Annotated in this window: 4 protein-coding genes; all 4 read left to right on the plus strand. The window is 45.7% G+C overall.

From position 1 onward, the window contains the following. The first annotated feature begins 338 nt into the window (after positions 1-338). A complete protein-coding gene (locus tag V7Q33_RS05755) occupies positions 339-3521 on the plus strand; it encodes a SusC/RagA family TonB-linked outer membrane protein (RefSeq protein ID WP_333819183.1) in 3183 nt (1060 codons plus the stop codon). Between the two features lie 19 nt (positions 3522-3540). Next, positions 3541-5223, plus strand: a complete 1683-nt coding sequence (locus V7Q33_RS05760) for a RagB/SusD family nutrient uptake outer membrane protein (RefSeq protein WP_333819184.1) — start codon at positions 3541-3543, stop codon at positions 5221-5223. A 23-nt stretch (positions 5224-5246) separates the two neighbouring features. Next, entirely contained in the window at positions 5247-6284 is a 1038-nt protein-coding gene (locus V7Q33_RS05765; RefSeq protein WP_333819185.1) for an IPT/TIG domain-containing protein, read from the plus strand. Between the two features lie 90 nt (positions 6285-6374). After that, positions 6375-7003 (plus strand): hypothetical protein (locus tag V7Q33_RS05770; protein ID WP_333819187.1); only part of this gene is annotated, 629 nt, incomplete at its 3' end.

Below are 7003 nucleotides of genomic sequence, written 5' to 3' on the forward strand. Positions count from 1 at the left end.
AACAAGGAATAAAATTTCATGAAAAGGATGCTCGCCTTATTCATCATACTGCCCCTAACCTGTTTACCTGCCGCTTTTCTGCAAAAGAACAGTTTTCGGGTATGGATAGGTAGTGCGGTCCTTTCAGAAATCATTCCGGCATACAACAAGGATTGCTCTCATCCCCATTTCACGGGAATAACCAAACGCATTGTAAGATTTGGGTTAACTGATCATGCTGTCGGGATGAGTATTTCACAACTCATCCCGCACGGATCAGATCCCGCATTCCGCACCGAATCTACTTCCGAAAGGAAAATAGAGATAGATCAATATAACTGCTAAACCAAATTAACCTTATGATGACAAAACTTTACAGGAAACTATTACGAGTCTTCGTGATCCTGTTTCTGTCAGGCGCTGCAACGCTGGCCTATGCGCAGAAGCAGATCGTGACGGGCGTAATCACAGACCAGGCAGGCCAGGGCATGCCTGGTGTAAACGTACTGTTGAAAGGAACCACGGTGGGGGTAACTACCGATTCAGACGGTAACTTCTCAATAGAAGCCGGTGCCGATGATGTGTTGGTGTTCTCTTTTATAGGATACAAAACTCAGGAAGTACCCGTTGGAAGTCAAACCAAGTTTAAGGTAGCCTTATCAGAAGATGTAGAAACTTTGCAGGAAGTAGTCGTTGTGGGCTATGGTGAAATGAGACGTGCCGATATGTCGGCTGCGCAGACTTCTATCAAGGCAGCGGATCTGCAAAAAACGGTTAACACCACCATCGAGCAGGCCATACAAGGCCGTGCTGCAGGTGTATACGTTACACAAAACTCGGGGCAGCCGGGTGGAGGTATATCGGTAAATATTCGCGGCATCAGCACGATCAACGGTGCTACCGATCCACTCTATGTTATTGACGGTGTTCAGATTCAATCAACTACCAACGTCAACTATGGTTCAACCAGTTCTACTAACCCGCTGGCAGGTATCAATCCTGCCGATATCGAGAGCGTTGAGATTTTGCAAGGCCCTAACGCAACCGCTATATATGGTTCTCGCGGAACAAACGGTGTGGTGTTGATCACAACCAAACGAGGCAGAGCAGGTGAGACTAAAATCACATACGATTTCTTATACTCCAATCAGCAGACACCGAAAACACTTCCGGTAATGAATCTTTCGGAATACGCACGCATGGTAGGTGAAATATATACTTACCAGGGCCGTGAAATTCCTACCGAGTATTCTAATCCATCTTTATTAGGTGATGGTACCAATTGGCAGAAAGCGCTTTTCAAAACAGCGGCACTTCAAAAGCATCAGATTGGTGTGAGTGGAGGTAGTGAAAAAACTACATTCTATTTGTCGGGTGAATATTTCAACCAGGATGGTATAGCGATCGGTTCATCATTCAAGCGCGGTAGCGTGCGTTTAAATCTGGACAACCAGACACGCAAATGGTTAAAGCTTAGCACAAACCTGAACTTCAATCAAACGAACGAAGGCATCTCTGCTACACAGGAAAGTGTTATCAGCAATGCCCTGGCACTGGCTCCCAACATTCCGGTAAAAAATCCTGACGGAACCTGGGGTGGTGCCGATGCAACCAACGGAAGCAGCGTACAGTTTACACCGTTGAACCCGGTGGCAATCTCAAGTCTGATTCAAAACAACCTGAAGAGAAACGGATTCCTCGGAGGATTCAACGTTGAAGTTACTCCTGTAAAAGGATTGCTGGTTAAATCGAGTATGAATACCAACATCGGATCAAGCCGCCAGGATTACTTTATACCAACGTATAGATTGGGCGACAAGATCAATAACACTGCGAATTTGTCCGTAACCAGTGCCAATACATTTTACTGGAACTGGAACCAGTTGATTCAGTATAATTTAAAACTGGGTAATCATGATTTTGGTGTGATGGTCAGCCACGAAGCACAGAAAAGCACATGGAAAAACTTGTCAGCTTCAAAGTCGGGCTTTGTTACCAACAGCATACCTGACCTCGAAATTGGTGATGATAAAACGGCTACGGCCGGTGGTGGTCAAAGCATCTGGGGGATGGAATCGTACCTGGGGCGTTTGAACTATAACTATAAAGACAAGTACTATATACAAGGTGCGTTCCGTGCCGATGGTTCAGTAAACTTTGGTGCCAATAATAAGTGGGGTTACTTTCCTTCCGTATCGGCTGCATGGCGAATTACACAAGAGCCCTTTATGCAGAGTTTGTCTTTTATCAATGAGTTGAAGCTTCGCCTGGAAACCGGTGTAACGGGTAACCAGGGTGGCACCAGTTACTACGGTCCGTTGAAAAGTTACTCTACACAATGGGGATCTGGTTTCTTATTAAGCAGATATGGAAACGATAACCTGAAGTGGGAAGAAACAAAAACAAACAATATAGGCTTTAACATCAGCGTGCTGGAGAACCGTATACAATTAGAAGGTGACTTCTATATTAAGAAGACTGATAACCTGCTGATGACGGCTCCGCTCCCGGATTATCTGGGAACCAATGGTGAAGGTTCTATAACACCGCCCCCTATTAACGTTGGCTCTATGCAGAACAAAGGATGGGCGTTCTCTTTAACAACGATAAATATTGACAGAGGTGGTTTGAAATGGACAAGCAACTTTAACATTTCCGGATTTAAAGCGAAGGTTACGAAGTTTTATTCTCAAACTGCATTCATCGACAGAACACCGTGGTATGTAGGAGATACAGGCTCTGGTAATAACTGGGATCAACGCTCTTCTATAGGGCAGGCACCCTGGCTCTTCCAGGGATATTTGTATGATGGATTGTTCCAGTCTGTAGCGGATGCCACCAACAGCCCTCGCCCGGTTGATAACAGCGGAAATAAATATCCGGTAGATCCGAACAATATATATGTAGGGGATATCAAGTATAAAGATTTGAACGGTGACGGCATTATTGATGTGAACGACCGTACTAACATTGGTAATCCGTGGCCCAAATTTATTTTAGGATTCAGCAACACGATATCCTACAAAGGATTTGACCTGAGTATTCTTATTACCGGTGTATACGGCAACGATGTTTACAACCTGTTGCGCTATAACAACACAAACCCGAACAATATAAACCTCGGCCGCAACCTGATGTCTGAAGCGCTCGGTTATGCCAAAGTAGTGCAGGATGATAATGGAGAAGCGCACCTTTCCAATCCGGATGCCTATATCCCGCGCATCGGTAGCAACGTGAATGGTAACAGACTTCGCTTTACCGATCAGTTTGTGGAAGACGGTTCTTACATCCGCTTCAAGAATGTTTCATTAACCTATCACGTTCCAACCAGCTTTCTCAACAGACAAAGTGTAGTACACGGTGCCCGTGTAACGGTTGGTGCACAAAACCTCTTCACGCTTACCCACTATAAAGGGTACGATCCCGAAGTGGGGGCGTACGTAGGTCAGAATGCAAGCTCTACCGATCAGTCAATCGGTCTGGATTATGGACGTTATCCACTCACACGGGTATATACCTTCAGCATCGGATTTGACTTCTAACTTTTAATTTGAAAGAACAATGAAAAGAAAGATATATAAAAGTTATATAGCCATCGCCACCGCCCTTGCTTTGCTGACGGGGTGCGGCGATGACTTCATCAACCAGCCTCCTACAGACTCTATTGTAGACGCTAACTTCTATAAAACAGATGCCCAGGTACTGGCGGCTTCTGCACCGCTTTATAATGCTGTGTGGTTTGCTTACAACGATAAAGCTTCACACGGTATAGGCGATGGAAGAGGAGGCGTATTGAGTGCGAACTACTCATATCAGCTGGAGAACATTACGTTCAGGACCACCGGTGCAACTGCCGAGAACTATGCTTCCTGGCGTGCATTCTACAACGTAGTGGGCCAATCCAATGTGTTGATCAACAACCTGAATAAATATGCAGGTGCCGATGTTACCGATGGTATTAAGCAACATGCTATAGCAGAGGCGCGTTTCATGCGCGGTCTCGCGTATGCTTACCTGGTGCAAAACTACGGCGCTGTTCCCGTGTTTACTGATAACATTGCCATTCTGCAGGACACCACCGTAACACGGAATACAGTGGAAAGTGTATGGGAATTTATATGCCGCGACATCCGCTACGGCACAACACATTTACCGGAAACACCGGTGGCTAAAGGGCGACTTACCAAGTGGGCTGCAGAAGGTATGCTCGCAAAAATGTACCTGACACGTGCCGGTGTTGGGCAGAGCGGTTCACGCAACCAGACTTACCTGGACAGTGCCCGTGTATTGGCAAAAGATGTAATTGAGAACAGTGGTGCATCGCTGATGGCGGATTATGAAGAGTTGTTCAAAATGAAGAACAACAATAATTCAGAAACACTTTTTGCATTGCAGTGGGTATATAATGGTGATTGGGGAACACAGAATAGTGTACAGGCATTCCTCGCATTCTCATCCAGCATTACCGGCACAGCCGATGGCTGGGGTGGAGATTTGGGTGCATCGATCTATATGCTGAGTAAATATGAAGGCCTTGTTCAAAATGGCATTTTTGGTAGTACACCAGACAAGCGCAGAAAAGCAAGCTTTATGCTGCCAGGCGACCACTATAGCTATATACACCAGCAGGTGCTGGACAATAACGGTAATTCAGTAATTCAGGAACTCGTTGTACCAACCGGTGCAAGTGGCTATAACACCCGTGCATGGATAAAGAAATATGTAGTAGGCAGAGCGGAAGATAACGATGGCAAGGTGTTGCAGCAACGCACCGAAATCCAGACCTATATGTTGCGCCTCGCAGATGTATACCTGGTATATGCAGAAGCCATTCTGGGTAATAATGCATCAACCTCCGATGCAGAAGCACTCAAGTATTTCAACATGGTCAGAACGCGTGCCGGTGTGCCGGAAAAAACCTCACTCACCTGGGACGATATCTTCAACGAACGCCATCTGGAGTTTGCTATGGAAGGACAGATGTGGTATGACTTTGTGCGACTGCATTACTACGATCCGCAACGTGCGTACGATATACTCAGCAATCAGCATAGAGGATTTACGCGCATTACACCAGACGATCCTGACGCTGCAACATCGTGGAAGATAGAGCCAGACCCCGATTATACAGGCCAAACTACTTTCAGCGTGGGCGATGGAAACTTCAACCTTCCTATACCGGAGAACGAGCTGGCAAAGGCACCAAGCCTGCGCAGGGAACCTGTACCTTATGTATTTCAATGATTTGACGGACGAATAATTCAAGTATGAAAAATAATATCACAAGACTACTGATCGGGATGATTGCGCTGGCGTGTAGTGCAGCACTTTTCTTTTCCTGCAGCGATGACGATAATGCTCCGCCTATGTTGGATCACGTGAGCATTGTGCCGAAGGATTCAGTTTTGCAAAGTGGAGCGCGCGGGCAAATGGTTGTAATATTTGGTAGCAACCTGGCCTCTACGAAGGCAGTATACTTCAACGGTTATCCGGCAACATTCAACCCTACGTTTGTGCGGAATGATAACATCATTCTCACAATTCCTGCAGATGCACCGTATGCGAATGTTGATAACACAATTCGTGTGGTAACAGAGCATGGTGAAGCCACGCTGTCATTTGTGGTTACACAGGCTCCGGTAATCAACAGTTTTACCGGCGTAGCAGAAAATGGTGCCACCATTACAATTGACGGTGATTACTTCGATAACCTGGTAAGCGTAGCATTTGTAAACGCAGGAACAACCGATACACTCTACGCCGATATTGTAAGTGCTGATCCGAAAGAGATTCAGGTAGTAGTACCGGATGGAACGAAAGTATCTTACATTGTTGTGAAGACAGCGTTGGGTACAACGGTTTCGTCTTCTACCTTCGGATTGAACTACATCATTTATGCCGATAAGTTTAACAGCAGCTGGGATAACTGGAGCTGGTCAAGCGAGTGGGATTATTCTTCCACCACCGTTGTGAAAACCGGAGAGTATTCATACAAGCAGACCTTTACCGGATCGTGGGGTGGTGTTCAATTACACACGGCTGATATTTCGCTGAGCGGATACACTGCTATTAAATTTGCTGTATACGGAGGCCCGGGTACAACCGGCAAGGTGTTGAACATGAATATAAACTGGGGCACTACCTATACGGTAACCCTGACGGAAGGTGCATGGGTAGTTTATACTATTCCGTTGTCTACCTGGGGAAGTCCTAGCACGTTAAGTTTCGTGGTATTCCAGGATAATGGCAGTACCTCACCAAGCGCGCCGTATCTCTTCTATATAGATGATATGGGACTGTTATAATGGTTTAGCAGTTTATTTCAGCTAATGGTACGCGCAAGCGTACCATTAGTCATTTTATAAAGTTTGTGTTCTTATTACTTCTTAAAAATTATGATGCGGAATAATTACCTCTATCTGTTTTTGCTGCTTTCGGCTCTTCCTTCGTTCGCCCAAAATCCACAGGGATTTTTTCTGAACGACTTCGAGGCCAAAACAATAACCAGTCCTGCATACGAAGACTATACCAAGCCCACCAAGGCCGCCACCTGTGTTGTAACCATCGATCATACCAGTGTAGTAGCGCCTGTTTCGAAGTATATATATGGAAACAATGCCAATATATTTATGACACAGATGGTAGATCAGCCGGCATTGATCGATAACATTAAAACATTATCGCCAAACCTGTTGCGTTTTCCCGGTGGGAATCTGAGCAGTGTGTATTTCTGGAATGCTACTACAAAAGATGATCTCCCTTCCGATGTACCCGAATATTTACTCGATGCCAACGGCACAGCCGGAAGTTCATATCCGTATTGGTATGGAGGCAACACTGCCAGTTGGACTATGTCGCTCGATCATTATTATCAGATGCTCGGAATGACCAATAGCACCGGTATCATTACGGTAAATTATTCGTACGCCCGCTATAGTACCGATACGAACCCCGTGGCAATGGCGGCTCACCTGGCGGCAGACTGGGTTCGGTATGATAATGGTCGTACTAAATTCTGGGAGAT

Origin of the sequence: Ohtaekwangia sp. (assembly GCF_036786105.1) — a bacterium.
Lineage (GTDB): Bacteria > Bacteroidota > Bacteroidia > Cytophagales > Cyclobacteriaceae > Ohtaekwangia.

Bases quoted from the DNA above. Each gene is read 5' to 3' on its own strand.
- V7Q33_RS05765 (WP_333819185.1), top strand. From the start codon at position 5,247: ATGAAAAATAATATCACAAGACTACTGATCGGGATGATTGCGCTGGCG.
- V7Q33_RS05760 (WP_333819184.1), top strand. From the start codon at position 3,541: ATGAAAAGAAAGATATATAAAAGTTATATAGCCATCGCCACCGCCCTT.
- V7Q33_RS05755 (WP_333819183.1), top strand. From the start codon at position 339: ATGATGACAAAACTTTACAGGAAACTATTACGAGTCTTCGTGATCCTG.